32 protein-coding genes are annotated in these 25,292 nt (G+C 69.1%); 11 read left to right on the forward strand and 21 right to left on the reverse strand.

The window, feature by feature from the left end; all coding sequences use genetic code 11:
• Positions 1-3 precede the first annotated feature (3 nt).
• From ACODSC_RS03035 to ACODSC_RS03070, 8 genes are all read right to left on the reverse strand, one after another.
• Entirely contained in the window at positions 4-732 is a 729-nt protein-coding gene (locus ACODSC_RS03035) for a TrbJ/VirB5 family protein (RefSeq protein WP_317134023.1), read from the reverse strand.
• On the reverse strand, positions 729-3,104 hold the full coding sequence (locus ACODSC_RS03040; protein ID WP_317134024.1) for a VirB4 family type IV secretion/conjugal transfer ATPase: 2,376 nt from the start codon (positions 3,102-3,104) through the stop codon (positions 729-731). Before ACODSC_RS03040 ends, ACODSC_RS03035 begins: the two co-directional genes overlap by 4 nt.
• Positions 3,097-3,432, reverse strand: coding sequence for a VirB3 family type IV secretion system protein (locus ACODSC_RS03045; protein ID WP_185224696.1), 336 nt, complete (start codon positions 3,430-3,432; stop codon positions 3,097-3,099). Before ACODSC_RS03045 ends, ACODSC_RS03040 begins: the two co-directional genes overlap by 8 nt.
• Positions 3,425-3,610, reverse strand: coding sequence for a hypothetical protein (locus tag ACODSC_RS03050; protein WP_185224697.1), 186 nt, complete (start codon positions 3,608-3,610; stop codon positions 3,425-3,427). Before ACODSC_RS03050 ends, ACODSC_RS03045 begins: the two co-directional genes overlap by 8 nt.
• Positions 3,607-3,918 carry a TrbC/VirB2 family protein gene (locus ACODSC_RS03055; protein WP_488811691.1) on the reverse strand — a complete coding sequence of 104 codons (312 nt, stop codon included), beginning with the start codon at positions 3,916-3,918 and terminating at the stop codon, positions 3,607-3,609. Before ACODSC_RS03055 ends, ACODSC_RS03050 begins: the two co-directional genes overlap by 4 nt.
• Positions 3,918-4,538, reverse strand: a complete 621-nt coding sequence (locus ACODSC_RS03060) for a lytic transglycosylase domain-containing protein (RefSeq protein WP_488811693.1) — start codon at positions 4,536-4,538, stop codon at positions 3,918-3,920. Before ACODSC_RS03060 ends, ACODSC_RS03055 begins: the two co-directional genes overlap by 1 nt.
• A 75-nt stretch (positions 4,539-4,613) precedes the next feature.
• A complete protein-coding gene (locus ACODSC_RS03065; protein ID WP_185224700.1) occupies positions 4,614-4,880 on the reverse strand; it encodes a helix-turn-helix domain-containing protein in 267 nt (88 codons plus the stop codon).
• Between the two features lie 88 nt (positions 4,881-4,968).
• Positions 4,969-5,451 (reverse strand): helix-turn-helix domain-containing protein, encoded by a 483-nt coding sequence (locus ACODSC_RS03070; protein ID WP_205196151.1) that lies wholly within the window; start codon positions 5,449-5,451, stop codon positions 4,969-4,971.
• 227 nt (positions 5,452-5,678) lie between these two features.
• On the opposite strand from ACODSC_RS03070, the gene ACODSC_RS03075 reads away from it, so the two are divergent.
• The 6 genes from ACODSC_RS03075 to ACODSC_RS03100 all read left to right on the forward strand — a co-directional run bounded on the left by ACODSC_RS03075 (position 5,679) and on the right by ACODSC_RS03100 (position 9,200).
• Positions 5,679-6,260, forward strand: coding sequence for a GntR family transcriptional regulator (locus tag ACODSC_RS03075; protein ID WP_488811696.1), 582 nt, complete (start codon positions 5,679-5,681; stop codon positions 6,258-6,260).
• Positions 6,261-6,329: 69 nt separating this feature from the next.
• Positions 6,330-6,458 carry a hypothetical protein gene (locus ACODSC_RS03080; protein ID WP_263973019.1) on the forward strand — a complete coding sequence of 43 codons (129 nt, stop codon included), beginning with the start codon at positions 6,330-6,332 and terminating at the stop codon, positions 6,456-6,458.
• A 97-nt stretch (positions 6,459-6,555) separates the two neighbouring features.
• Positions 6,556-6,681, forward strand: a complete 126-nt coding sequence (locus tag ACODSC_RS03085; protein ID WP_263973020.1) for a hypothetical protein — start codon at positions 6,556-6,558, stop codon at positions 6,679-6,681.
• Between the two features lie 58 nt (positions 6,682-6,739).
• Positions 6,740-6,862, forward strand: a complete 123-nt coding sequence (locus tag ACODSC_RS03090; protein ID WP_404413617.1) for a hypothetical protein — start codon at positions 6,740-6,742, stop codon at positions 6,860-6,862.
• Positions 6,863-6,981: 119 nt separating this feature from the next.
• A complete protein-coding gene (locus ACODSC_RS03095) occupies positions 6,982-7,491 on the forward strand; it encodes a lasso peptide biosynthesis B2 protein (protein ID WP_488811699.1) in 510 nt (169 codons plus the stop codon).
• Between the two features lie 2 nt (positions 7,492-7,493).
• Positions 7,494-9,200, forward strand: a complete 1,707-nt coding sequence (locus ACODSC_RS03100) for an asparagine synthase-related protein (protein WP_488811701.1) — start codon at positions 7,494-7,496, stop codon at positions 9,198-9,200.
• Here ACODSC_RS03100 and ACODSC_RS03105 read toward each other — a convergent pair.
• The 4 genes from ACODSC_RS03105 to ACODSC_RS03120 form a co-directional block, all read right to left on the reverse strand.
• On the reverse strand, positions 9,133-11,499 hold the full coding sequence (locus ACODSC_RS03105) for a S9 family peptidase (protein WP_292079887.1): 2,367 nt from the start codon (positions 11,497-11,499) through the stop codon (positions 9,133-9,135). The two genes, ACODSC_RS03100 and ACODSC_RS03105, sit on opposite strands and share 68 nt — an antisense overlap.
• A 6-nt stretch (positions 11,500-11,505) precedes the next feature.
• Positions 11,506-14,415, reverse strand: a complete 2,910-nt coding sequence (locus ACODSC_RS03110; protein WP_293824822.1) for a TonB-dependent receptor — start codon at positions 14,413-14,415, stop codon at positions 11,506-11,508.
• A 130-nt stretch (positions 14,416-14,545) separates the two neighbouring features.
• On the reverse strand, positions 14,546-15,532 hold the full coding sequence (locus ACODSC_RS03115; protein ID WP_488811704.1) for a FecR family protein: 987 nt from the start codon (positions 15,530-15,532) through the stop codon (positions 14,546-14,548).
• Positions 15,533-15,541: 9 nt separating this feature from the next.
• Positions 15,542-16,030 carry an RNA polymerase sigma factor gene (locus tag ACODSC_RS03120; protein WP_185224831.1) on the reverse strand — a complete coding sequence of 163 codons (489 nt, stop codon included), beginning with the start codon at positions 16,028-16,030 and terminating at the stop codon, positions 15,542-15,544.
• Positions 16,031-16,533: 503 nt separating this feature from the next.
• Between ACODSC_RS03120 and ACODSC_RS03125 the strand changes: the two genes are divergently transcribed.
• Both ACODSC_RS03125 and ACODSC_RS03130 read left to right on the forward strand, forming a co-directional pair.
• Positions 16,534-16,794 carry a response regulator transcription factor gene (locus ACODSC_RS03125; protein ID WP_185224707.1) on the forward strand — a complete coding sequence of 87 codons (261 nt, stop codon included), beginning with the start codon at positions 16,534-16,536 and terminating at the stop codon, positions 16,792-16,794.
• Positions 16,795-16,985: 191 nt separating this feature from the next.
• Positions 16,986-17,282, forward strand: coding sequence for a DUF7662 domain-containing protein (locus ACODSC_RS03130; RefSeq protein ID WP_185224708.1), 297 nt, complete (start codon positions 16,986-16,988; stop codon positions 17,280-17,282).
• A gap of 60 nt (positions 17,283-17,342) precedes the next feature.
• On the opposite strand, the gene ACODSC_RS03135 is transcribed toward ACODSC_RS03130, so the two are convergent.
• From ACODSC_RS03135 to ACODSC_RS03170, 8 genes are all read right to left on the reverse strand, one after another.
• Positions 17,343-17,570 carry an ammonium transporter family protein gene (locus tag ACODSC_RS03135; protein WP_488811707.1) on the reverse strand — a complete coding sequence of 76 codons (228 nt, stop codon included), beginning with the start codon at positions 17,568-17,570 and terminating at the stop codon, positions 17,343-17,345.
• A gap of 10 nt (positions 17,571-17,580) precedes the next feature.
• Complete coding sequence (locus ACODSC_RS03140) at positions 17,581-17,964, reverse strand: copper resistance CopC family protein (RefSeq protein ID WP_185224710.1); 384 nt, start codon at positions 17,962-17,964, stop codon at positions 17,581-17,583.
• A 14-nt stretch (positions 17,965-17,978) separates the two neighbouring features.
• A complete protein-coding gene (locus tag ACODSC_RS03145) occupies positions 17,979-18,305 on the reverse strand; it encodes a hypothetical protein (protein ID WP_488811709.1) in 327 nt (108 codons plus the stop codon).
• A gap of 11 nt (positions 18,306-18,316) precedes the next feature.
• The gene (locus ACODSC_RS03150; RefSeq protein WP_488811711.1) at positions 18,317-19,498 is read right to left on the reverse strand and encodes a copper resistance protein B; all 1,182 of its coding nucleotides are present in this window, start codon (positions 19,496-19,498) and stop codon (positions 18,317-18,319) included.
• Positions 19,498-21,297: a copper resistance system multicopper oxidase gene (locus tag ACODSC_RS03155; protein WP_488811713.1), complete on the reverse strand. Its 1,800-nt coding sequence runs from the start codon at positions 21,295-21,297 to the stop codon at positions 19,498-19,500. The genes ACODSC_RS03150 and ACODSC_RS03155 overlap by 1 nt, the downstream gene beginning before the upstream one ends.
• A 128-nt stretch (positions 21,298-21,425) precedes the next feature.
• Positions 21,426-21,995: an RNA polymerase sigma factor gene (locus ACODSC_RS03160; protein ID WP_191558022.1), complete on the reverse strand. Its 570-nt coding sequence runs from the start codon at positions 21,993-21,995 to the stop codon at positions 21,426-21,428.
• A gap of 9 nt (positions 21,996-22,004) precedes the next feature.
• Positions 22,005-22,445 (reverse strand): Spy/CpxP family protein refolding chaperone, encoded by a 441-nt coding sequence (locus ACODSC_RS03165; RefSeq protein WP_183204306.1) that lies wholly within the window; start codon positions 22,443-22,445, stop codon positions 22,005-22,007.
• Positions 22,442-22,708: a hypothetical protein gene (locus ACODSC_RS03170; RefSeq protein WP_205911595.1), complete on the reverse strand. Its 267-nt coding sequence runs from the start codon at positions 22,706-22,708 to the stop codon at positions 22,442-22,444. Before ACODSC_RS03170 ends, ACODSC_RS03165 begins: the two co-directional genes overlap by 4 nt.
• Positions 22,709-22,911: 203 nt before the next feature.
• Between ACODSC_RS03170 and ACODSC_RS03175 the strand changes: the two genes are divergently transcribed.
• Genes ACODSC_RS03175 through ACODSC_RS03185 form a run of 3 tightly spaced genes read left to right on the forward strand, consistent with a single transcriptional unit; the run spans position 22,912 to position 25,017 of the window.
• Positions 22,912-24,003 carry an acyltransferase family protein gene (locus ACODSC_RS03175; protein WP_488811716.1) on the forward strand — a complete coding sequence of 364 codons (1,092 nt, stop codon included), beginning with the start codon at positions 22,912-22,914 and terminating at the stop codon, positions 24,001-24,003.
• Positions 24,000-24,476, forward strand: coding sequence for a DUF411 domain-containing protein (locus ACODSC_RS03180; protein ID WP_191558023.1), 477 nt, complete (start codon positions 24,000-24,002; stop codon positions 24,474-24,476). The genes ACODSC_RS03175 and ACODSC_RS03180 overlap by 4 nt, the downstream gene beginning before the upstream one ends.
• A gap of 49 nt (positions 24,477-24,525) precedes the next feature.
• Positions 24,526-25,017: a YybH family protein gene (locus ACODSC_RS03185; RefSeq protein ID WP_191558024.1), complete on the forward strand. Its 492-nt coding sequence runs from the start codon at positions 24,526-24,528 to the stop codon at positions 25,015-25,017.
• Positions 25,018-25,115: 98 nt separating this feature from the next.
• Here the strand turns inward: ACODSC_RS03185 and ACODSC_RS03190 are convergent, their stop codons facing one another.
• Positions 25,116-25,262, reverse strand: coding sequence for a hypothetical protein (locus ACODSC_RS03190; protein ID WP_185224718.1), 147 nt, complete (start codon positions 25,260-25,262; stop codon positions 25,116-25,118).
• Positions 25,263-25,292 lie beyond the last annotated feature (30 nt).

The raw sequence follows: 25,292 nt of genomic DNA on the forward strand, positions 1-25,292 counted from the left end.
GCTTCACTGGAAGGTCCGCCGATAGACGTCCATGCGCGCCGCCCGGGCGGCTTCGGCCCGCTCCCGGGCGCGCTGTTCCTCGAGGCGCGCCTCGGCCGCCTGGGTCAGGGCGAGGCCCTGCAACCGCACCTGTTCGTTCTGGATCATGGCCTGTTCCGCCGCGAGGCGCGCTTCGAGATCCAGGACGGCGCGGGCGTTCGGCGCGGTGTCCAGGGCGGAGCGGAGCGTCTCCAGGCCCTGCAGGCGGCGATCCGCCGCGCCGCCCACCGCTTCGCCGATGGCGAGGTCGCGGGCGGTCCGGGCGCCGGCGCGTTCGAGGCTGTCCCGATACCAGGCTTCCGCCGGGTTCGCGTCGCCCGGCGGGGGCGAGTAGAGGCGGGTCTCCCGACGGATCGCGTCGGCGCGGTCCGCCAGGTCGCCAAGGGCGGAGAGATCGCCGTTGGCCGCAGCGCGCAGCGAACGCATGTCCGGCAGCGGGTTGCGCACTGTCGGCAGCCCGAGTTCGCTGGCCAGGGCGTTGACGCCGGACAGATCGTTCAGGCTGTCGAGGAGCTGTTGGCCCTGCTCGACCTGGGCCTGCAGCGCCCGGAGCTGATCGAGCGTGGTCCGGGCCTCCTCGATCATCTGGGCGAAGGCGCGCGGATCGTGGACGATCTGTTGCGCCTGGACGGCCGGCGCGCAGGCGAGGACGAGGGCGGCGGCCGCCGCGGCGATGGAGATGCGGGTTCTCACAGGAACCTCCTCTGGTCATGGAAGGGATCGCGCCACGCCGCGTAGTCGTCGCCGACCTCGGCGCGCAGCCGGTCGAGCAGGGCGGTGGTTTCGGTGCGGCCGGACAGGACCGACAGGGCGTCGTCCATCCCGCCCAGGTCGAGCTCGACGACCACGCTGTCGTGGCCCTGCTTGACCAGGAAGCGATGCGACTCCGGGGTCAGGACCTCGCGCACCAGGCGGAACTCTTCCTGGGTGAGGCCGAAGCCGTCGATGTAGTCGCGCGCCTGGCCGTGGGCGTTGGGCAGGAAGATCTTGGTCGCGCACTGTTCGAGGATGGCGTGGGCGATCGGGGAGCGCAGGGCGTCCGCCGGGGACTGGGTGCCGAACACCATCAGGGCGTTCTGCTTGCGCCAGGTCTTGAGCCCGTCCCGGGCCAGTTCCGTAAAGGCCGGATCGCCCAGCACCTTCCAGAACTCGTCGATGTCGAGGACGAGGCGGCGACCGTCGACCCGCTCTGCGATGCGGTGGAACAGATACAACATCGCCGGCGTGCGGACCTCGTCGTGGTCGAGCACCTGGGTGATGTCGAAGCCGGCGAAGCGGGCCTCCAGGCTGAGGGCGTCCTCGTCGTTGTCGAGCACCCAGCCCAGGGGGCCCCCTCGTTGCCAACGCTCCAGCCGCGCGCCCACGCCGCTGGCGTCCGCCTGGCCGAGCAGGCTGCGCAGGGCGGCGATGGATCGCCGCTCGCGCGGCAGGGCCTCCAGCGCGGCCACGCCCTGATCGATGGCGCGGGCCTGCGGCACCGTCAGGGTTTCCTCCGGCCGGGCGACGAGGGCTCGGACCAGGCGGACCAGAAAAGCGCGGTTGGCGGGGCTGGGCGAGAGGGCCTTGAACGGGGCGAAGCCGGTCGGTTCGCCGTTGCGCAGGGCGAGATAGGTCCCGCCGCAGGCGCGGACGAAGATCTCGGCGCCCCGGTCCTTGTCGATGAACAGCTGCTGGGCGTCGAACCGCTCCAGCTGGGCCAGCATGAAGTTCTGGACCACGGTCTTGCCCGAGCCGGAGGGTCCGCAGATGAAGGTGTGGCCGAGATCGCCGACGTGGAAGTTGAACCAGAAGGGGGAGCCGGCCGAGGTGCGCAGCACCGCGACGGCGTCGCCCCAATGGTTGCCGCGCGCCTTGCCCACCGGATGGGCGTGGAAGGGCGCGAGGGCCGCGAAATTGCGCGAGGTGATCGCGGCCGGCCGGGTGCGACGGGCGAAGGCCCCGGGGAACTGGGACCAGAAGGCCGCTTCCAGACCGAGGTCCTCGCGCGCGACGACGAGGCCGGAGTCGGCGAGGATGGCGCGGGCCTTGGACAGGTGGTCGGCCAGCGCGGTCGGGGTGTCGCCGTGCACGAGGATCGAGGCCTGGTGCTCGCCCATGACGAAGCGATTGCTGACGAGGTCGTCGAGCGCGTCCGACAGGCCGGTGATCTGCGAGGCCGCGCGGTCCCGCGCGGAGACCATCTGGTTCTGCTTGCGCTCCATCACCGCGCGGGCCGAGGCCTTGGACAGGAAGGCGAAGGACTGGCTGATCACGAAGCCGAAGCGGACGCTCAGCAGCTCGTCCCACAGCCCGGGCCGGGTCGTGGCGGGGTATTCCTTGACGGCGAGGACGCCGGCGTAGCGCGCATCGGCGGCGTCCCGCAGTTCGAGCGTTTCCCGCCCGAAGATGGCGCGCACGGTGTACACCGCCGAGCCGAGGTGGCCGAACACGATCGGAACGGACGACCGTCGTCCGGTCAGGACCAGCCGCATCACCTCCATCGGCTCGGAGAACCACAGGCCCGCGCGCTCGTAGAGACCGAGCCGGCGCGGGGCGTAGCGTCCGAGGTACTGGACCAGGTCGCGCCCGGCCTCCTCGATGCGCTGGATATGGGCGACCTCGACCTCGGCGTCGTTGCGGCGGGCCGCCCTGAGACGTTTCGCCAGGGCTGCGGCGCGGTCGCCTGTGTCGCGGCCGGGATGCAGCACGAGGGTGACGAACAATTCGTTGACCCAGAGCTGTCGCCCGGCCACGCGCTCGTCGTAGAGGGCGCCGAGTTCACCGGCGAAGGCGGAGCGGTAGCCGGTCGACCGCTCCAGCTCGACCGGACGCCGCACCACATGGTGCCAGACCGCCAGACGGTCGTCGGCGAGGTTGCGCCAGGCCTGGTTCAGCTTGACGTGCCAGTCGTTGAGGTCGCGCGCGTCAGCGGTCTCGAAGCTGGCGCCGTCGATCTGGAACACCATCATCAGGGCGCCGCTGTCGAGCGCGACCACATGGTCCGAGACGTGGCGGGCGTAAGGCAGATGCGGCCGCGCCTCGGCCTCCCGTCGCAGACGCGCCGCGCTGACGCCGCCCTCAGCCACGGGACAGCTCCGCGGCACGATAGCGGCGCACGAGGGGAAGAGGCGTCGCCGAACTGCCGCCCCAGAGCGCCGCATTGCGCGACCGGCCCTTGGTGTCGACATAGACGAAGAGCAGCCGGAAGGCGTTGTGATCGGCGCGGCAGATCGCCCGGAACACCAGGTGGAGGGCCGGGGCGACGAGCAGATAGAGCAGGCTGCCGCCGACGAGGAAGACCACGCCCGACACGATGACGTTGACGCCCATCGCCTCCATGGGCACGCCCAGGATCATCGCCGGCCGCGTGCAGGCCAGGAACAGCGGGTCCTCGGCCAGGCGTTCGTCAGCCATGGGGGCCTCCCGCGGGCAGGCGCCACAGGGCCAGGCCGACGGTCAGGCCGATGCCGAGCCCGCCGAGGAGCTGGGCGAACCGTTTGGGCGAGATCAGCTTCAGGCCGAGCATCAGGCACAGGGCGACGACGGCTGACGCCGACCCGATCCACAGCCAGGGCGCGGCGGCGGTCATCACGCGCCGCCCGTGATCAGATTGACGATCTCGGCCGCGCCGAAGACCACGACGATGCCGAGCACGACGATCGCCGCCCGGCGCAGATCGAACAGGCCGAACATCCACAGGATGCCGACGACTACGACCGCCAGCACGGCCAGCAGACGGGCCGTATTGCCCGTGAGCATGTCGACGACGTTCTGGAGCAAACCTTCGACATTGGCCGAGGCGAGCGCGGGCTGCGCCGAGAGGCAGGTCGCCGCCAGCGCGATGCAGACCGCAGCGCCGGCGTGACGGGGGAAAGGCGAGGGGATCAGAGGACGAAACATCAGCGGCTCCGGTCGTCGGATGTGGAAAAGACGACTTGCACGGGCCCGCGCGCGAACACGTCCCAGGATGCGGGCGGGGTTCTCGGGGGCGGTGTCTCGGGCAGGGTCGCGCCGGTCGCTCCGACGGCGGCGGCCGTGAGCGGCGTCGCCAGATCCAGGGCGACCGCCGCCTGTTCCACTCTGGCCACATAGCCGTTGCGGAACCCCCGCCCGGCATCGCCGGTGTTGTAGCGGGACAGGGCGACGCGCAGGGCGGCCTGGCGATGCGCCGGAGCCTCGCCGGACGGCCTGTAGCCCGCGCGGAGGACCGTCGCCGCGGCGCGGAGATTTAGGCAGGGATCGAATGTGTCTTCGACAGACAGGCCCAGCCAGCCGAGGTTGTCGCTGTTGATCTGGGCCAGGCCGAGGTCGAGGTTGGCGCCGCGGTCCAGGAGACGACGGGCCGTCGCCGCCGCCTCCCTTGCGTCGCGCGCCCGGGCGGGGCGGGGCCCATTGCCGTTGACGCCGATCGCCAGCGGGTCGAACCGGCTCTCGACGTGCGCGATAGCGGCAAGGGTCTGAGGCGCCACGGAAGGCGCGCAGCTTTGCGAGAGGGCGAGAACGAACGCGAGGTCGAGCATCAGGGCCTCCAGGAACCGCCCCAATCCCAGCCGATCCGGCCGGCGGCGACGACCCGCGAGCGTCCCGTGGGAGATCTACGGTAGGAAGCTGCGGGGTTCGTTTGCGCGTCGTGCGGCGACCGCCAGGCGCGCGACCGCCTGCACGCGCGTCCGCACCCCGAGGATTCTGCAGGCCGTCATGAGATGCTCATCGACCGTTCTCGGGGAGAGCCCCAGCCGTTCGGCGATGGCGGAGGAGGTCAGTCCCGTGGACGCGAGCTGCAGGCATTCGCGCTGCCGTCCGGTCAGGGCCTCGACCAGAAGGGCCGATGACTCAGCGGGATGGGAGGCGAGCGCTTTCATCGCCGAATCCAGCCGGAAAATCCCGGCCGCGCGCCAGTCCGTGACCTTCTCACCGTAAATCTGCGGTGGCGTCAGCGGCTGGGGCGCCTCAGCCGCCGTCTTCGCGGTCCGGGGCCAACAGCCGGCTGCGGCGTTGTTCGAGCCAGGCCTCGGCTTCCGCGTCGCGCCGGACGGATTGGTCCACGAGATCCCTGAACATCCTCGTGAAGGTGTTGATGATCGGCCGGGCGTCGAGGTCGGCGATGGCGTCGCCGGCCTCCTCGTCGAATTCCTGCAGGGCGACGGCGAGGATCGTCGCCAATTTATTGTCGGCGCACCGCAAGGCGAAGGCGGGCGACCCGAGGGCGAGGGCGGCGAGGATCCCGTGCGGATCGCTGTTGGTCACCTCGGCGAAGCGATGGATTCGCTCGATGTTGATTCGTCCGGCGCCGGACTCGAAATGCTCGTACGACCTGAGCGCCATGTTCATGGCCTGGGCCACGTCGATCGACCGCATGCGCCGATGGGACCGGATCAGGCGCAGGCTCGAGGAGAGCACCGCATTCGTCGACTGGGTGTGCCGGGCGTCCATCTCTCGGTTTACTCCCTCGCCGTCGGCACCACGCGTTACGAACTCAGGTTCACCCCTACAGGTTGAAAAATGACTCAGCCAAGCGTCAAATGAAAGCTGATAAAGATCAACAACATAAAAGCTGCGGCTATGACGCAAGTTTCTTGCGGACGACAGTATAGACGCTATCGCGTCGACCGACTCCCCCAGTGCCTGGCGGTCGCTGGCCTGCGGATCGTCGGCGGCCCGTGCGGGACACGGGGATGAGACAGCGGGATCCCTTTGGCACGGCGCTCGCCAGCCTGCGAACAGCGATCGAGGACGGGCTGGCGCCCGGTCAGCATCTGTCGGTGGCCGACATCGCCGCCTCGCTCAACCTCAGCACCAGCCCGGTGCGCGAGGCCCTGTCGCGGCTCTGCGGCGAGGGACTGATCGAAGACCGTCGAGGCTTGGGCTACTTCACGCGGGCGACGCCGCTCGAAGACATCCTCGGCCTGCTGGATCTGGAAGCTGCTCACGTTCGGCTTGCGGCGCGCGGAGCCGGGTTCGCCAATCCGATCGACGGCTCGGACGGGGCCGTCGATGCGTGGATCATCGAACTGATCGAGGTCTGCGAAAATCAGCCCCTGCTGGAGAGCCTCGCGCGGGTCCGTCGCCGTCTTGCGCCGCTTCGAGGCCTTGGCCCTTCGACGGAGCCGCCGGCCGGGCCATCCGATGGCGACAGTATCGACGCCTACTACGCCCGCTGGCGGATCACCGCGGGAACAATCGCTTCGCGCGTGCGGCGGATCGATCCCGACCAGTCAAAGTATACGCGCAATATAGTTTGAATCGATTTGCTTTGAGGCGCTGATGGTCCGTCGTCGACCTTTTGTCGATATTTCAACGAGGAGACGACCATGACCACCCACCGCACCCCGCGCCTCGTGCGCCTCGGCGCCGCCCGCGACCTGACGCGCGCCGTCGACGAAGGCGACTACGCCGAGCTGAACACCTCCAAGCTCTACACGATCCCGCCCGGCGCCTGAGCGCGACGTGCCGTCCTCCGGGACGGCACGGACGCCCGGTCCGGCCTCGCCCGGCGCGTCCTGATCAGAGGCTTTCACCGAAAAAGGGAGTCTGGCCATGAAGGTCCAGAACAAGGGCCGCATCCTGCGGCTGGGCGGCGCGCGCCGCCTGACGCGCGCCGTCGACGAAGGCGACTTCGCCGAACTGAACTCGCATTTCCGCTGGGAAATGCCGCCCGAATGAGCGGGCCGGGGTCGTCCCTCGGGGCGGCCCCGAGCGGCTCCCATTGGAGGAATAGTTCATGCTGATACGAAAGATTGGGCGCCTGGTTGTCCTCGGGTCGGCGCGACGGCTGACTCGGGGCAAGGGCGGCGAGTTCGTGGAGTTGCAGGTGACCCACCGCTACGACCTCCCGCTCGAATGACCGAGGAGGGGCAACTGGCGCAGGGCGTCCACGCGGTTCCGATCGGAGGCGATCTGGTCCTTCTGGATCTGGCGGCGGATGACTATCTGCTGTTCGCGGACTGCGGTGACGTTGCGGTCTTGGGCGAACGCCTTCGCGGACCGATGGATACCCTCCTCGAACTGGCGTCAGCAGAACTGCTGCATTCCGGTCCAGCGCGTCCTGCGTGCGTCCCGCCTCCGCCGCTCCCCCTGCGCAGCTTGCCTGAGATTTCCGGTCGCCGGCCGCGCCTGGCAGAGATCGCCGCGTTCGGCGCGATCTGGGCCGATCGGGCCTGGCGTCGCCCGACGCTGGCCGGACTGGCGGCCGCTCATGGCGACCGGACCGGGCGGCGCGATGACCTCGAAATGATCGCGGCGCGCGCGCAGACGTTTTTCCAGCTTCTGCCCTTCGCGCCCCGGACCGGCGCATGCCTGTTCCAGGCCGAGATGCTGTTGCGCTTCCTGAACGCCGGCGACCTCGACGCCGACTGGGTGTTCGGGGTCCGCGCCTGGCCGTTCCTGGCCCATTGCTGGCTGCAGGTCGATGACGTCTGCGTCAGCCAGTCCGTGGAAACGCTCAGCCATTTCCATCCCATTCTGGTCATCTGAGGATGGGCGCGGACTCCTTCGTGGCGCTCGTCGGCGACGCGGCCGGCGCGGTCGATGCGCTCATGGCCCCCTTGCGTCGGCGGCTGGCCGGCGCCGGCTGGTCGCGCTGTGTCTCGCACCCGTTCCTCGAGGTCTATGCGCCGTCCGACCGCCTCAGGATCACAGCAGCGCTGGACGGCCATGGCGTCCTGATCGGCGAGATGTTCGACAACACGGGCCGGGCGGCTTCCGCCTCCGAGGGGGGCGCGCTGGCCTGCCGGTCCCTGGATGCGGCGTCCGCTCGACGGATTATTGGAGAGCACTGGGGCCGGTACGTGCTGGTCCGGCGCACTGGCGGCGACGCCGCGATCCTGCGCGATCCTTCCGGTGCGATCGAGGCCGTCTGCTGGCGCAGGTCCGGTGTGACCGTCGTCGCCTCCAGCGCGGCGCCAGTTCTTGACCCTCTCCTGCCCGAGGATCTGGCTCTGGACTGGGTGGCGGTGTCGCGGTTGGTCAGCCGCGGCGGCGAATATCGTCACGATCTCGCCCTGGACGGACTGACGCCGATCGCCGGCGGAGAGCTCCGAACGGTCGGCGCCGGCGGGTCTCGCGGCGTGCAGATCTGGCGGCCGGCGGACGTCTATCGACTCGGGCGCGGCCGTCCGCCTGAACTTCGGTCGGTGGTGCAGATGGCGGTGCGCAGCCTAGCCGGCGATCACACATGGGTCGCCGAGGTCAGCGGCGGTCTCGACTCTGCGATTGTCGCGGCGTCCCTCGAGACGTCGCAGCGGAATCGCGTCGCGGCCTGGGTGAACCACTACGTCGAGCAGCCCGAAGGCGACGAGCGCATCTATGCGCGGGCGGTCTTGGCGCGCGAGGGACATGCGCTGACCGAGGTGCGGCGCGAAGGGCTGAGCCTGTCCGCCGAGCGTCTGGCGCGCACGGCGGACGCCTTCCGACCGGCCACCAACGACATAGATACGGACTACAATGACGACATCGCCGCCCGCGTTCGGGAGGCTGGGGCATGGGGATCGCTCACGGGACAGGGCGGCGACGCGGTCTTCTTCCAGATGCCGAGCCCTCTCATCGCTTTCGACGAAATCCAGGAGCGCGGGGTCAGGGCGCGGCCGGCGGCCGTGCACCGGATCGCACGCTGGACCCGCCGGTCCCTTTGGCCTTGGGCCTGGTTCCGCGCATTCCGGGAACACCGGCGCAGCCGCGCCGACTGGGATCATCCCTGGCTCGACGACCTGCGGAGCGTTCCACCTGCGAAGGCCCTGCAGATTTCGATCCTCGCCTTCTGCCAGACCTTCCAGGGGCAGGCCGCACGGAGCCGGCGCGGGGTCTGCGTGAACCCGCTGCTGAGCCAGCCCGTGATGGAAGCCGGCCTGTCCTGGTCGACTGTCGATCTGACCTGGGGCGGCCGGGATCGGGCCGCGGCCAGAAACGCGTTTCAGGACGTTCTGCCTCCCTCGATTTATGCCCGCCGTTCAAAAGGCGAACTCGGAGCCTTCTACGGCGAGGCTGCCGCGAGCAATCTGCCCTTCCTGCGGGACTATCTGCTGGGCGGGGCCCTGGCTCAGGCGGGCCTGCTGGACGACCTTGAGACGGACCTTTCCCGGGAGGCGCTGCTGTGGCGCGGCGGCTTCTCCCGCCTGCTCACCCTGGCGCTGACGGAGGCCTGGGTTCGACGGTGGACGGCGCGGCTGGAGGCGCGTTCGCGATGAGATGGCGATCGAACCAGCCGATGACCTGCTCATAGTAGATCCGGGCATTGCCGGGGTTGTGGATCCCGTGGTCCTCGCCGATCAGATAGAGCAGGGCGGCCGGGCGCTGGAGGCGTCTGAGGGCGGCGAACATGCCTTCGGCCTCGCCCGTCGCATGGTCCATCTCGCCATAGACCAGCAAAATGGGAGCCGTGATCCGATCCGCCTGTTCGAAGGCGCTGCCGCGGCGGTACCTGTCGGGATCGGACCAGTAGGACGCACGCATCCCGACCTGACCGGATTCCAGCCACCGCGCCGTTCCCATGATCGCAGCCTCGTTCTCGCCCGCCAGACGCGCATGGTTGGACAGCCTGCCGAGCGATCCGGCCAGGTCATAGGATCCGTTCAGGGCGACGACAGCCTTGAACCTGGGGGATTGTGACGCGCTCAGCACGACCGCCCAGGCGCCGAAACTGTGTCCCCAAAGGCCGATCCTGTCGCCATCGACGAGCCTCTCGGCGGCGGCGGCGTCGACCACGGCGAGGATCCGGTCCGCCAAACCGGCCGCCGGCTCGGGGCCGACAGGCAGGTCGGGATAGAGGACGGCGTAGCCGGCGGCGACCAGAAGCTGGCCGTTGAGCGTCAGATTACCCGCCTCGGGGCGCATGGTCGGCGGCGGGGTTGCATACGCGCGGTCGGGATAGGGGATGACAATCACCGGAAGCGGCCGATGGCCTTGAGCCGGGGCGTAGAGCCATCCACCGGCCCCTCCAGGGCCGTCAACCCGCCGGGCCGCTGTGAGGTCTACGTCGTCGAGCTCGGGATTGAGGCTCCGGATCGTCTGCGTCGACGTTCCGCGTGTCACGGCGAGGCGGTTGACAGCCCGACCCTCGCCGCCGCGCGCGACGGCCACACCTTGAGACCAACTCACTGCCGCGCCGGAAGGACCCGTGACGCAGACGATGGGGCCCGGGTCAGCCCGGATCCGGCACAGCTGTCCTGTCGGCTCCGACACCACTGCGCTGTCTTGTTTCATTGGCCCCGCCAGGGCCCGCTGGCCAAGCGGGCCATCCGGCCGAACGACCGAGGCGAACGCACCGAGGTCATCGGACGACCCGTCGGTGGTCAGGCGAACGACATGTCCGCGACTGGAGAACAGAGCCCCGCGGCCTCCTTGTGCGATGAGGCGGGCGTCCGGCGCCAAGGCCGGGAGCCTCTCGCCGCTCAAGAACCAACCCTCTTCATCCCGATCACGGCCGTGCAGGACGATCGTTTCACCGATCCAACCGGCCTCGGCCGTCGGCAATCCGTGGAAATCGAGCGGGATGAGCGGGGTGACGCCCGGCGGGGTGACGTCCCGCGCCGCGCCAGCCGGGCTGACGGCGAGAAGGCGGGGAGAGTCGCCATCGATCGCGGCTACCATGAGGGTGTCGGACGCCGGCGACCAAGTCAGGAGACTTGTCGAGACGTCCCGGGCCTCGGGCGGGTCCCGAGTTTCGCCGGAGCGACTGTCGACCAGCCGCAGGGCGCGGGTACGCCGAAACTCCGTTGCGGCGCCCGGAGAGGGGAGGAGCTGGAGGGCGCCGTCGACAATCAGGGCGACGTGGCGGCCGTCCGGGGACGCCTCCAGGTCAAGGAACGGCCCTCGGGCGAGACGGGTCGCGGCACCGGTCCGGGCGTCGATCCGCAAGAGGTCGCGAAGGGGCCGCGCCGGTTCCGACCCAAGCCCGACCGAAACGAAGGCCGCCTCCCCACGGGCCGCCCGGTCCCAGAGCGGGGGCAGTTCTCTCTGGGTTCGATTGGTGTCCGCCAGACGCGGCGGCAGATCCCCGTCGGGCATGCCGAGCACCACGATAACATCCTCGGACAGCCATTCCACGGATCGGCCCCAGGCGCCCGTTTCCGGAGAGATGTCGGTCCACACGACGCCGCCGCTGCCCAGATCCACGATCCCGATGTGGAACTGCAGGGCGTGCAGGCGGAAGACGAGGAGCTTGCCGCCGGCGGGGGAGAAGGGGCCGGCGGTGTAGCCGGCGTCCTCCTCCATCGGCAGGAGCGGCGCGACGCGGGCAGGGCTCGCGACATCGGCCCGATAGAGGCGGGCGTAGCGGAGCGCGCCCTCGGGCTGCAGGTCGTAGCGGGGAAGATCGTCCCGCGCGCGGCGTTCCTCGAACACGATCACTTGGCCGGTCGGATCGACGGCGATCCGCCCGAAGCTCTCAAGCCCGAGCAGGGTGTCGAGGGTCAGCGGCTCCGAAGCGCCCGTCGTCGGGCACGCGAGAGCCAGCGCGACCAGCGCGCCGGACAGACGTTTGCGCATGGCGTCTCACCAGCGCTTGACGAGTTGCAGGGAGACTTGGCGGCCCAGCGCGTTGGTATTGGCCGCATCGTAGCCGATCCCGCGCGACGCGTCGTAGAACGGCGGCTCCGAGTTCGCGAGATTGAGCACGTTCAGGGAGAGGGAAAGGCCCTCGCCCCAGCCAGGGAAGTCGTAGCGGACCTGCCCGTCGAAGGTCGCCCAGTCGTCGATGCCGCGACCGCCAACGGGGTCTCGTCCGCCGCTGACATAGTTGGCGATCAGGCCGAGCGTCAGAGGGCCGCTTACCCATTGGCCGCCGAGCCTGCCGCGCCACCGGGCGGGGAAATGAGGGTCTCCGAGCAGGTCCTCATTGGGGGACGCGTCGGTGATCTGGCGATCGTTGGCCAGGAGATGCGTCATCGACGCGTCGATCGACATCTGACCAGCGCCCAGGTCGAAGCGATATCGCGCTGACAGGTCCAGCCCCTCGACCTCGACGGCGGCCGCGTTGACGAAGCGATTGTCGACGATCACGCCATAGGCGGTGACGGGCATGACGGTCGGGTTGAAATTGCCGGGGTGGTCCAGCAGCGATTGGACGAGGGCGCGATCCTCGGCGTTGGTGGCCGGGTTCACGAAGCGGACGAAAGGGGCCAGGGCGGGATCGTTGAGAACATTCGTCAGATTCTCGAGGACCGGATTGCCGATGCGGTCCTCGAACCGGGTGCGGAACCAGCCGCCCTCCAGTCGGAACCCGCTAAGGGCCGCCGGCGTCCAGATAAAGCCCGCCGTCGTCGAAGTGGCCGTTTCCGGCCGCAGGTCGGGATTTCCGCCGTACTGGACGACAGCGAGCACATTGACGCCGCCCCGGTTGAGAAAGGTCGGGCCGAGGGCATAGGCCGTGAACAGCTCGCGGAGCGCCGGCGCGCGGAACGATGTGCCATGGCTCGCCCGCAGCAGCAGGTCGGAAGCCGGGCTGTAGAGCAGACCGACCTTGGGGTTGGTGGATTGCCCGACCCCCTCATGGTCTTCGATCCGCGCCGCCAGGGAGAACTCAAGGCGCTCCAGGCCCGGGCGGGCGTTTGCGGCGCTCACGAAGGGCGCCCGGAACTCCACAAAGGCCGCCGAGACATCCCGCTCATAGACGAGAGGGGCGACGATGCGCGGCGCTATGCCGGAAAGGAAGTTCTCGCCCTCGGTTTCGAACCGTTCGCCGCGAAGATCGACGCCCACGGCCACCCGCAGCGGACCGCCTGCGAGCTCAAGAAGCGACCCGTCAGCCTTGAGGTTTGCCGAGGTCACGGTGGTCGTGTGGTCAGTCCAGGAATAGCCCGAGCCGATATGCGCCCGCATCGCCGGGCTGGTGTTGGCGGGATCGCCGTAGGGATTGAAGAAGCCGTCGACCGCCGTTCTGAACGTCGTCGTCGGTATATCCGCCCGGGACCCCATGGCCTCCTGCAGGAAGGTCGTCTGAACCCGGTTGGAGAGTGTCCGGCTGCTGAACTCCCGACCGCCGCTGAGGTAGGCCGACAGGTTCCAGTCCCGTATCGCGCCGTTGAGCCCAAGGGCGCCGCTGACGCTTCGCGTGCGGCCTTCTGAGAGCGCCGGCCCAAGCTCGTCGATCCAGGAATAGGCGATGTCGTGGCGTGTCGCGCCCACCGGAGACACGAAGTGAGGATTGGCGGAGGTGATCACGACGATGCCGGTGTCGGCGGGCGTCTGGAGGGTGTGGTCCCGCTCTGTGTAGCGGATGTCGCCGTCGATGCTGAAGCCGAATGGAAGACTCTGCCGCGCCGCGGCGAAGAGGCTGTGCCGACGCTGATGCGGCAGGAACCACTGGCCCAGGTTCTGGTTCGTGAGGTTGACCTCATTGGCCCGAAAGTCGCCCGGCGTCAGCCCTGCGCCGTCCTGATCGCGAGGAATGGCGAAGATGGGCTGATAGGAGCCCGAGATGGGGTTCTGCGCCATGATGTTGCCGGGCGCGCTGTAAACAAGCCGCCAGTCCGAACCGCCCAGCGGGCGCAGGTCGGCGCTGGAGATCACGCGTCGGTCCTCCGAACGGAGCTCGCCGCGATCATGAAACTCGTAGGCCGCGACGAGGCTTCCGCTCGACCAGTTGAACCCGCCGACATGGGACAGCAGGACTTCCTCGGCGCCGCCGTCGCTCGTGCCGCCCACTCGCACGCGGGTTTCCGCCTGCTCGAACCGGGATTTCAGGATGATGTTGACGACGCCGCCGACCGCGTCCGCGCCGTAGAGGGCTGAAGCCCCGTCCAGCAGCACATCCACCCTCGCGATTGCGCTGGAGGGAATGTTGGAGACGTCCGCGAAGTCGCCGGAGATGCCCGTGCCGGCGATCCGCCGGCCATTGACGAGGACGAGGGTTGCGTCTGCGCCGAGTCCGCGCAGGTTGAGCCCGGTCGCCGCGCCGCTGTTCCGGGCCGAACGATCCGCGCCGGTGTTCGCGGAGCCCTCATAGGCGGCGCCGGTGAAATTCTGGGGGAGGGCGGCCAAGGTCTCGGCCACCGTCGCGCGCCCCTGCCGCGCTACATCGTCCTGGGTCAGGACTGTGACCGGCGAGGGACTGTCCACGCCGCGGAAGTAGCTGCCCGTAACCACGACCTCTTCGAGCTGGGTGGCTTCAGCGTCCGTCTCCGCCCGGGCCGACGGATCGATCAGCACGAAGACGTTCGGGCGGCTCTGACGATAGGTGAGGCCCGTTCCGCGCAATAGTTGGGCGAGCGCGGCCTCGGCCGTGAGATTGCCGGTGACGGCCTGGGACTGACGTCCGGCGACGAGCGCGCTGGGATAGAGGATCTGCAGGCCGCTTTGCTGGGCGAAGACCGGCAGGCTCCGCTCGAGCGGCCCCGCTCCGATGCTGAACGCGCGCACGGCCTCGACCGTCTGCGCCGCCACCGGCGTGGCGACCCCCAGCATCAGTGCGGCGAGCGCGGTAGAAGTGAACCTGTGACCCATGATCTCCCCCGATTCTCTACCCGCAGTTTTGCGGGTCGGGGAGGAGACGTCGGGTCGCGGCCCATCCCCTAAGTCCGGGATCAGATTATTTTCAGGCGGGTCCCGTCAGAACAAGGTGGCCGTCCGGCGCCCGCTCCGCTTCGAGGGCGTAGAGGTCCCTGAGCGCGGCGACGAAGCCGTCGACATCGCCTGCATCGAAGACCCCGCTGACCCGGATGGCCGAAATCCGGTCGTCCCGCAGTTCCACCGGCGAGGGGCTGTAGCGGTTGACCTCCGCGACGGCGACGGCGATCGGGGTGTTCTCGAACGTCAGGCGGCCGGTCGTCCAGCTCGTCGCCGCCGGCACGTTCACCGCCACAACCGCCGGGCGTTGAACCGAAGTCGTGACCTGTTGTCCCGGCGCCAGGGTCCATGCCGGCCGCGACGACGCCTCTTGCCGCACGGCAACCTGCCCCTCGACCAGAACAATCCGGGCGCCCGAGCCGGTCCGCCGGACGTCGAAGCGGGTGCCGATCGCGGTCACCTCCGTATCGCCGGCCTTCACCAGGAAGGGGCGAGTGGCGTCTCCCTGCACCTCGAACATGGCGCGTCCGGAGGTGAGCGTGACCAGACGCTCGGACCCGCTGAACCGGACCGTCACGTGAGACGCCGTGTCGAGGATGATGCGTGAACCGTCTTCCAGCCGGACCGTGCGCTGCTCACCGATGGCGGTGTCGTAGACGTCGGAACGTTGGGCGGACCACCAGGACCAGCTTCCCACAACGAGCGCCAATGCGATGGCCCCGGCCGCCCCGAGAGGGACCAGGCGGCCGGAGGTGCGTCTTCCCCCCTTTGTCGAAGCCTGGCGAGCCCGGTTCGCCGCGTCTTCCGTCAGCGCCGCCATCCCGGGGGTGTTTGCCAGCGTTCCGGCCGCGTCCCACATGGCCTCCAGGCGGCTGAAGGCGCGGGCGTTCTCAGGATCCCGCCGCCACACGCTGAAGGCCTTGATATCGGCAGTGGTGACCTTGCGCTGGCTCAACGTGGTGAACCATTCCGCTGCTTCCTTGCGCCTGATGTCGGCTTCAGCCTCGATCGTCATCCGTCTTGCCTACAGGTCCAGCCGAGACGCGCAGTACTCAAGCGCCCTGGACATTCGCCATTCCACCGTTTTTACGCTGATCCCGAACGACTGGGCGATCTCCGGATAGGTCATACCGCCAAAGCGGCTCAAGACGAAGACGTCGCGGTAGAGTTGCGGCATGGATCCGATCACCTGCTCGAGCAGAACCTGATCGAACTGCGGCGCGGCCTCGGCTCCGGCCGGTATCTGAAAGTCCCGATCCCGCCGCCGCCGTCCTTCCCGCCGGCTCTCGTCGCGTACCAGGTTCAGGGCGATCTTGAGCAGAAAAGCCTTCGGATGACGGATGTCGTCCAGCGCATAGGGCGCGGCACGGATGTAGGTCTCCTGAACGACGTCCGCCGCCGCCTCGGCGTCGACATGGGCTCGCAGGCGACGATCCAGCCAGGCGGCATAGCGCCGATAGAGACGGTTGATACCGTCCTGCGCCTCCGTGCCCAGCTGCTTCGTATCGGTCACCACGGTTCTCCGGCCTCTCGACGAGAGGGTCCGGAACCCAGACGCGTCCACACGGCCTGGGACAGGCGCGCAGGCGCGCGCCGTCAGGCGTTGGGAACGGGCATGCGCGCTGTGCGCGCCGCCGTCGATGATCTGATATCGCACAGGGGATTCCAGGCCCCGCCAACGCAAGCGTCGGCGACGTCAGCATGAATCAAACGGAATCCCGGCGCAAGCCGGAGGGGTCGGGCGTTGGAATCCTCTGCGATCGCGAGGCCCGCTGCTTCGGTTCACAGCGGCGCCTCTGTCTCGCGGACAGACCCCGGCTCAAGCTGTGGGCCTATCTCACGGCGCCCGACCGGGGCGGTCTAGAAGCCGCCCCCGGCGGAGGCAAGCGCTGGCGTGGTCTGGCGCGCGGATCGGGTTATCCCGCAAGAAAATGGCGGAGAGCCCGCAATTCACTGTCGTTGCCCGGTCGTTGATTCCCGCCGAACGTGAATCGCGTACTTTGGAAGGAGCGAGCCATGCAGCGTAGTCCCCATGCGGAACGCCAATCATCCCTGCTTCTCAGCGGTCGCGAAACCGAGTGTCTTCTTTGGGTCAGTCGCGGCAAGAGTTCGGCGGACATCGGTCAGATCGTCGGCCTGTCGCCCCGGACGGTCGACAGCTACATCGAGAAAGCCTGCGCCAAGCTTCGTGTCCGGACGCGCATCGAAGCTGTCGCGGCTGCGGTCCGCGCCGGCATCATCGATCCTGACGAAGACGGGTCAAGGCGCGAAGGGTGAGGGGGCGGGCCAGGAACTTCTGTGAGGAAGCCCGGCGTTTCGCCGCCGATCGCCGCCGACGCTCACGCGTCCCCTGGCTCTCGATCGGCGCCTATCGTTCCCGGAACCCGCCATCAATGACCCTACACCGCTTGCGGCTGGTCGCGCGAGTCGGGTTGACCGGAGGCCATCAGAGAAAGGAAAACACGCCGATGCCCAAATACGCCCCGCTCGCAGCCTTCCTCCGACGCCAGAAGCGCGCCGAGGTGGACCTGACCTTCCGGGACATCGAACGGATCGTGGGCGGCATCCTGCCGAAGGCCGCGGCCGTGGAAGGATGGTGGAGCGCGGATCCGGCCGGGCCGGTCATGCCCCAGCACATCGCCTTTGCCGAAGCCGGCTTCGTCGCCGAACCCAGGATTCGGGCCGAGACGGTGCGCTTCGTTCGTGTGGAAACGGCGAGCTCACCGCTGGCGTCAGCCGCTCTGGCGCACGGTGTGACGCTCTGACATCCGATCACTTCCGGCGGCTCCCCTGGAGGCGGCCGCCGGAAGCGCCGATGCGGAGGATCAGTTGTGGTCGGCGTGGCCCTGGGGCGCGGGCGCGTCCGACGGAGCCGGCGCGGGCGGCGCCGGTTCGGCCGGGGCGGCCGGCTCAGTCTTCATGTCGTCGCAGCAGGTCATGGCGGCGTCCGCAGCCATGTCCTTGCAGCAGGCGCAGCCTTCTGCGGCCAGGGCCGTGCCGGCGCTCAGCGTCAGGATCGCGCCGGCCGCGGCCAGCAGGTTGGAAACCTTCATCGTCGTTCTCCTAGTGGACCATGAAGCGGATGGAGCCGGACATCTTGTGACCGTCCGGACCTTCGGCGGTCCAGGCGGCAGTGTAGGTCCCCGGCGAGAGACGCGGCAAGGCCACGCTGACAGCCGCGGCGGCCGGTGCGGCGGGCGCGGTCACGACGATCGGTTCCTGACCTTCTGCGCTGAGGGTGACGGTCTTGAGGACCATCGGGTGCGGGAAGGTCGCGCTGAACCGTTCGGGTGAACCGGATGTCATGGCGCCATCGGCGGGGGTGGTGACGATGCCCGAGGCGGCCGGGGTCGGGTGCTGCATCCCGGCATGGCCGGCGTGCGGGTCCTGGGCGGCGGCGGCTCCGGCGAAAGCCAGGGCGGCGGTGAAGGCCAGGGTGCGGATCATGGGGTGGTCTCCTCTCATTGTTTCGGGGGCGCGGGCATGGCGGACATGTCGTGCCCGGAATGGTCGGTCATCGGCTCCGGGGCCGGCGCGGTCGACGGCGGCGGCGCCGGAGCCGGAGATTCGGCGGCTTTCGCCGCGGGTCTCGCGGGAGCCGCCCGCGAGGGAGCCGCAGCGGCCGGCGCGGGCGAGGCCGCAGGCTCCGCCGGTCCGGTTACGGCTCGCGGCGTCGGGACGGGCGCAGGGGCCGTCTCTTCGACTCCGACCGGGTCGGCCGGCTTTTGCGCCGGCTCGCAGGCGACCAGACCGAACGCGGCGATCAGGGGCAGCATAGTGTTCTTCATGGATGCGGTCCTCAGAACCAGGCCTTGAGGCCGATGACGAAGCGGGTGTCGTCAGCCTCGCCGCCTCGGGCCTCGATGTAGTCGGCGGTGTCTCCGAACGCGCGGCTCCACTCGACGCCGACATAGGGGGCGAACTCCTTGCGGAATTCATAGCGCAGCCGCAGGCCCGCCTCGACTGAGGACAGGCCCGAGCCGATCTCCAGCTCCGGAATGTCGCTCGCCGAGACGTCGATTTCGAGGCGCGGCTGGAGGATCAGGCGCTGGGTGATGCGCTGATCGTATTCGGCCTCGACGCGGGCGGTCAGGTCGCCCTCGGTCGACAGGAAGGCGGCGGCGTCGATCTCCCACCAGTGGGGCGCCAGGCCCTGCAGGCCGAGAACCAGATGCGTGGTGTCCTCGCCGTCGGGACGAAAGTCCTGACGCACGCCGGCCTGAACGTCCCAGAAGGGCGTCACCGCGCGGCTGTAGAGCGCCTGGACCTCAGCCTCCTCGAGCTCGCCGCCGAAGTCGCCTTCGCCCTCGGACTTCCACCAGAAGCGGTTGATGTCGCCGCCCGTCCAGCCCTGGGCGTCCCAGAGATATGATTCGCCGTCGTCGCCGAAACCGGCTTCGAGACGGTCGACGATGACGGCGGTGGTGCGGACGTCGCCGTTCTCGCGGACCAAGGTCCGGCGAGAGGCGGCCATGGCCTCGGTGCCAAAGACGAGATCGGCCGCGTGAGCCGGGCCGCCCAGGGCGGCGGCGGGGAGCGGGTCTTCGGGCGGCCGGCCGGGATTGTCGGCGCTGGTGGGGACGTCCGGCGGCCCCATGCTCATGGCCGACATGTCATGCCCGGCGTGGGGATCGGCCTGGGCGGGGGCCATGGCGGACATGTCGTGGCCCGCATGGGGATCAGGCTGCGCCGGGGCCGGGGCCGCCATGTCGTGCCCCGCATGGGGATCGACGGGCGCGGGCTGAGCCGGCATCCGGTGGCCAGCGTGAGGATCGGGTGCGGGCGGGGTCGGCGCCGCCGGCATGACATGACCCGCGTGGGGGTCCTGCGCCGCCGGCCGGGCGGGCGCCTGCGGCGTCGGGGCCGGAGCGGGGCGGGCCGGCGCCGGCATCGTATGGCCGGCGTGCGGGTCCTGGGCCTGGGCGCTGAAGGCGCTGGCGGCGAGGACCAGGGGGGCGAGGGCGACGGCGAGGCGGATCATCAGTTGGCTCCGTCCATGGGCCGCACCGTCACGACGTTGAACATGCCGGCGTGCATGTGCATCAGCATATGGCAGTGGAACGCCCAGTCGCCGGGCGCGTCGGCGGTCAGGTCGAAGGTCACCTTGCCGCCGGGCGCGACGTTGACCGTATGCTTGAGCGGCTGATGTCCGGCCGGCCCGCCCGTCACCAGTTCAAAGAAGTGGCCGTGCAGGTGGATGGGATGGGCCATCATGGTGTCGTTGACCAGCGTCACCCGCACCCGCTCGTTGCGTTCGAAGCGGATCGGCTCGACCAGTTCGCTGAACTTGCGGCCGTCGAACCCCCACATGAACCGCTCCATGTTGCCGGTAAGGTGGATTTCCATGGTCCGCGACGGCGGGCGCTGGTCCTTGTTGGGCTGGAGCGACACCAGATCGGTGTAGACGAGGACGCGGTGATTGACGTTCGTGAGACCGATCGGACGCTCGCCCAGACGGTTGGCGGGGTCCATGGCGATCGCATCCACGCCGACGCCGACGGCCATGTCCGGCGGGGCATTCTCCGGATCGCGCATGTTCATGCCAGCCATGGACATCGCGGCCCCATCGCCCGCCGGAGCGGCGCCCTGGGCCGGGGAACCGTGGTCCATGCCGGCCATCGCGCCATGATCCATCCCGGCCATGTTGCCGTGATCCATACCGCCCATGCCCATGTCGCGCATGGTCAGGTTCGGGACCTCGCGCAGCGGCGGCACCTCGGCGGTCATGCCCACGCGCGGGGCCAGGGTGGCCCGCCCCATGCCCGAACGGTCGATCGCTTCGGAGACGATGGTGTAGGCGCGGTCCCCGGTCGGTCGGACAATCACGTCGTAGGTCTCGGCGACCGAGATCTGGAACTCGTCCATTTCGACCGGGCGGACGTTCTCGCCGTCGGCCTGGACCACGGTCATCGGCAGGCCGGGAATGCGGATGTTGAAGATGGACATGGCCGAGGCGTTGATGATGCGCAGCCGCACCCGCTCGCCGGGCCGGAACAGGCCGGTCCAGTTCTCCTGCGGCCCATGGCCGTTGATCAGATAGGTGTAGGTCGATCCGCTGACGTCGAGGATGTCGCGCGGATCCATCCGCATCTGGCCCCACATGCGCCGTTCCTCCAGGCTCATGCGATCGCTGCCGTCCATGAGCCCCGCCAGCGTGGTGCGCTGCTGGTTGAAGTAGCCCGGGCTTTTCTTCAGCTTGGCCAGGATTTCGTGCGGATGCATGAAACTCCAGTCCGACAGGACCAGCACATGCTCGCGGTCGTAGGCGACCGGATCGGCGTTCGCCGGGTCGATGACGATCGGACCGTAATGGCCCATCGCCTCCTGAAGGTTGGAGTGGCTGTGATACCAGAAGGTGCCCGACTGCTTGATCGGGAACTCGTAGACGAAGGTTTCACGCGCCCGGATGCCGGGGAAGCTGATGCCGGGCACGCCGTCCATCTGGAACGGGACGAGCAGGCCGTGCCAGTGGATCGAGGTGTCCTCGTCCAGGGTGTTGGCGACGGACAGGCGGACGTTCTGGCCCTCCCGCAGGCGGAGCAGCGGCGCCGGCAGAACGCCGTTGATGGTCACCGCATGGCCGGTGCGGCCGCCCACGGTGAAGGGCGTGTGTCCGACGGTCAGGTCGATGTTCGGTCCCGTCAGCGTCGGAAGATCCGCCCGCAGTCCCGCCGATCCTGTTTGCGCCCAGGCGGGGAGCAAACCCTGCAGGCCCAGCAGCCCGCCGCCGGCGGCTGCGCCACGGAGAAGCGTTCGGCGATCGAGGCGGGGCGTGGACATAGGCGAGAAATTCCTTGGTCGGGCTATTCAGCCGTTCGTTCAGATACGCAGCCGGGCGGCGTATCCCTTGCGTCAGGACGCCACAGACGTCGGGATCGCAGCTTGTGCAGCTTCCCATCATGGCAAGGTCAAGCGTCTCCGCCGGATGCCTGGCCCAGAGCCGCCGTCAAGGTCTTGCGGGCGCGGGCGACGCGAGTCTCGACCGCCTTGGGCGTGATGCCGAGGATCGAGGCGATCTCGGCGTGAGACCGTCCCTCGAGCGTGGCGAGCAGAAGCGGCCCCTTCAGGGCGTCGGGAAGGTCCCGCAAGGCGCGTTGCAGAGCTTCGGCCCTGCGCTGATCGTCCAGCCGGGTCTCGGGTGAGGGCGCATCGTCGCCCACCGCCGCCGCCTCGGGCGCCTCCAGGCCCATGACGCCGCGCACGACCCTGCGCACCGCGCGCCGCCGGCCCCAGTCTCGACATTTGTTGAGGGCGATGGAGCGCAGCCAGACGTCGAACGGCCGCGCCGGATCATACCGCCGCAGGGCGAGCCAAGCGGACGCATAGCTTTCCTGAAGCACGTCATGCGCTTCGGACTCGTCGCCGACATAGCGGCGCACGAACCGGTAGAGATCGGCCTTTGTGGCGACCATCAAGGCGGTGAAGGCGGCCCGGTCTCCGGTCGCCGCACGGGCCTCGATGCTCTGCTCGGCACCCACGCGCGCCGCTTAGCCGGCGTCGTCGTGCAGGGCCTCGACGACCGCGGCGTCGAACACCTCGGCCTGCGCCGGGGTCAGGACGGATCGCATCTCGAACACATGGGTGATCGTCGCCTTCTGCAGATCGCCCATGGCGGCATGGAAATGATCGACCGCGGCCTGGACCTGGGGCGTGTCGCCGTCACTGGCGGCGATGGCGGCCGCCAGTTCGCGATTGGCCGCGCGGACTTCCGCTTCGAGCGCCGGCCGCTGAGCGGCGAACCGGGCTTCGACCACGTCGAGCCGTCGATCCTGCTCAGGGCTCAGGTCGAGTTTCTCATGGACGACGCTGTGCAGGCTTGGCGGCTGCCGCTCCCGCATGACCCATGTCGCGCTCGCCCAGGTCGCCGCGCCGCTGGCCAGCGCGGCCAGGATGGCCGTGATAACGATCGACTTCCAGGCGGCCCTCATCCCCGAACGTCCAGGCCGGAGAGAGGCGACAAGCCCGCCGAGACGGTGAAAATCCGCATCTCGGACGGCTCCGGCCGCGGAGCCATGAGCATCAGCCCTCCGTTCGCAACGCCGATCACCAGCGCGAGTGCAACGGCCGCGACCCGGACCTGACCCATGCGGGCGCGCTCCCTGCGTTCGCCGATCCGCACCCAGACCGCGTCTTCCATGCCGACCAGCCGGCCGGCGTCGCCCGGCCCGACCGCTGCGATCAGTTCATTCATGTCGTCAGTCATTGCGCACCTGCGTCACGCCCCATCTGCCATACGCGCCAGCCTTCCGGTCCCCTCACGAGGGGACGAGCCGTCGCCCGCGTAGATACCAGAGAACGACCGGGACGCGCCCTGTCGTCCGGGGAAAAGACGTGAGCGACAGAGCAGGGCCCACGCGGGTTCCATTCCCCGACGTGCTCGATCCGCTCACGGGCGTGAGGTTCTTTCTCGCCCTCGGCGTCGTGCTGTTTCACTTCCAGCTCTACTGGACGCTCCCGGCGGAGAGCGCGGGCTTGCTGAACCGCGCGCGCCTGGGCGTGGATGTCTTCTTCATCCTGTCGGGCTTCATCCTGACCCACGTCTACCTGCAGGGAGACCGGGCCCCGAACTGCGGTCGATTCCTGGCGGCGCGCCTCGCCCGGGTCTATCCGGCTCACCTGTTCATCCTCCTGGCCATGCTTGGGCTGGTGCTGATCGCGCCTGTGTTCGGCGTCGGGCTCGAGCCTGGCCGGTTCAATCCCGTCGACTTCGCGGGAACCCTTCTGCTCGTCCAGGCGTGGTTCCCGCGCGAGAGCATGGCGCTCTGGAACGGACCGGCCTGGTCGCTGTCGGCGGAGTGGTTCGCCTATCTGGCCTTCCCCGCCTATGCCGCCCTCGCGCTCCGGCTGCGGGCCAGGCCGTGGGTCTTGATCGCACTCGCCATGCTGTTGTTCGTCGCCCTCGACGCCTTCTACCGCGCCTGGTTCGGCCGGATGCTGCCTCGGGCCGAGGACAGCCTCGGGATCCTGCGGATCGTTCCCGAATTCCTTTACGGGATTGGCCTCTACTATCTCGGTCAGCGCTGGACGCCTTCGCCGCGAATGTCCCTCATGGGCGCCCTGGTCGCCACGACCCTGCTGCTGACGCTCATGCAGATCGGCGCCGACGACCGGGTCATCGTGGCGGCGGCCGGTCCCTTCATCCTGTCGCTCGCCCTGTTGGCCAAGGCTCCGGTCCGGACCTTCCTGTCTCACCCCGTCCTTCTGTTCGCCGGCGAGGCCTCGTTCGCCCTCTATCTCGTCCACATCCCCACCCTGATGGTGTGGCGCAACGCGGCGCAGGCGTTCGCCGGCTGGGGCCCCGAATATCGAAAGGGCCTGGTTGAACTGGCCGCCATGCTTGTGTTGACGCTCGCCGCCGCCGCCGCCATCCATGTCTTCGTCGAGCGGCCCGGCCGCCGGTGGCTGCGGGCGCGGCTGGCGCCGCAGCGCGCAGACCCTGTCGAGGCGCAGCGATCCGTCCACAGCGATCAGGGAGAACCCTTTTGAATCCCACCAATCTGAACCGTCGTCTGCTGATGGGCGCGGCCGTCTTCATCGGCATGGGCGGGTCCGCCTGCGCCCAGACCCGTCCGTCCAGAAACCTCACGGTCTTCAAGACGCCCACCTGCGCCTGCTGCGACGCCTGGATCGCGCACATGCGCCAGGCGGGCTTCACCACCACCATCACCGTCCTTCCAAGCCTTCAATCGGTCCGGAGCAGCCGGGGCATGCCGGACGCGCTCGCCTCCTGTCATACCGGTCTGATCGATGGCTATCTGGTCGAGGGTCATGTGCCGGCCCCGGACGTCATTCGACTGCTGACCGAGAGACCGGCGGCGGTGGGCGTCGCGGTCCCGGGCATGCCGCTCGGTTCGCCCGGCATGGAGACGCCGCAGGGGCACAAGGAGCCCTACGACACCCTGCTGGTGCTTCGCTCGGGCGCGACCCGCGTGTTCGCCCGCCACAACCCGCCGGCCTGACGCAGATCGCGCTCAGCCCGTTCAGATCACCCACAATCCGGAGTTCGCCATGTCCCGCACCTCTCTCGCACTCGTCCTGTCGCTCGCCGTTCTTTCGGCGACACCCGCCTTCGCCCAGGACCACGCCCACGGGCATGCCCAAGCCGCCGGCTCGGTCGCCGCGGAAGCTGCGGACGCGGCGGCGGCCGTCGACGCCTTTCACGTCGCCCTGAAGGCCGGCGACACGGCCGTCGCCCTGGCCCTGATGGCGCCGGATGTGATGATCTTCGAGGAGGGTGGCGCGGAGCGATCGCGCGACGAGTATGCGTCCCATCACCTGGGCTCGGACGCCGCCTTCGCCGCCGCCTCTGAAGCGACGGTGACGCGCAGATCGGGATGGGCCGACGGGGACATCGCCTGGATCACCAGCGAAGGCCGCACCACGGGCCAATTCAACGGCCGCGCCGTAGACCGCCTGACGACCGAAACCATGGTCCTCAAACGCCATGCCGACGGCTGGCGCATCCACCACATTCACTGGTCGTCGCGCGCGCCCGGCTGACGCTCAGGCCCGCGCCAGCGGGTCGCCGGCCCTGCGACGTCGGTGAGGAACATCGAGAAGACGCCCGCCCTCGCGGGCGGGCGTCCCCGATCATACGATCAGCAGCAGGTGCAGGCTTCCGCGCAGGCTGCGATAGCGTCGCAGCAAGCGCATACGGCCTGCGCCACGGCGTGCGGCGCGGCCGCGAAGGCGGCTGAACCGGAAGCCAGCAGCACCAGGGCTGCGAGGGTGAGCGTGCGTTTCATGGTTTTGATCTCTGTTTGATTGAATGAGTT

It is taken from the genome of Brevundimonas sp. FG128, from assembly GCF_057809775.1.